This window comes from Flavobacterium cyanobacteriorum (assembly GCF_002251835.1).
GTDB classification, from domain to species: Bacteria; Bacteroidota; Bacteroidia; order Flavobacteriales; family Flavobacteriaceae; genus Flavobacterium; species Flavobacterium cyanobacteriorum.
Genome location: NZ_NOXV01000004.1, coordinates 1 through 944, shown reverse-complemented (window position 1 = coordinate 944; position 944 = coordinate 1). Strand labels below are relative to the sequence as shown.

Below are 944 nucleotides of genomic sequence, written 5' to 3'. Positions count from 1 at the left end.
TTTGCGTTGTTCATAATCAACATTATAAGAATCAATTAATTTCTTTATCTTTTTGTTTATATCAGGATTTTCAAACAAAAAGTTACGTTGCGCTATGGTGAGAGTAGAACGAAAATCTCCAAATAATGACAAGTCAATTACCGGTGTAGTACGTACCGGCCCCCTAGGAAATGAACCTGACCCTAAGCCGGGCAAAGAAGGTGATGGAGACGGGTTGGGGTTACTTCCACTGCCCGGGTTTATTATGATCACAACCCTGCCGCCACCGAAGCCGCCACCGCCACCGGAACCGCCACCGCCACTTACATTGCCGTTACCGGGATCTATTACTGATGTTTCGTCATAGCTTTGCGGGCATTCTACCGTTAGCTCCCAAAAGGCTCCCGGTGTTATCTTCCCATCAGGGCCATATACTGTAATAATATAGCATGTACCATTATCCCGCTTATAAACCGGCTGTACCTTAGGGTCACTTTTAGCATGTATAGCTATTTTAGAAACAATATTATCAATACTTAAGCCTTTGGTGATGGCATTTGTTTCTGCATCCGTAAAATTATATGTGGTTATGTAGCTGTCAATTGTACCTTTACTGTCCCGCCTCACAACAAGATTTTCCACGAAAGGAAATGGATCAAGGCGGTGAATCAGAAAAGTATACGTTTCATAGTCATCATAAGTGATTTTTAACACCTCGTCTTTATCATAATAATATTCTACTTCATCACCTGCAGCTCTTGCAAAACTATTACCCGAAGAAGCCAGATTTTCAAGTTGATTTAAAAGTTTAGGGTCTGATGCTATTTCATCAAAAGAAATTTTTTGTACGCTTTGTCGGCCCGATTTTTCAGACGTAATAAAATCTTCTTCAACCTGGCAATTGGTTAATAAAAGCAGTACCAGAAGCAATGATGCCTTGGCAATAAATTTTAAAATTTTCATTA

Annotated in this window: 1 protein-coding gene; it reads right to left on the bottom strand. The window is 39.9% G+C overall.

The features are described from left to right. Positions 1–944: hypothetical protein (locus CHU92_RS15625; protein WP_207759775.1), on the bottom strand; the 944-nt coding region annotated here is incomplete at both ends.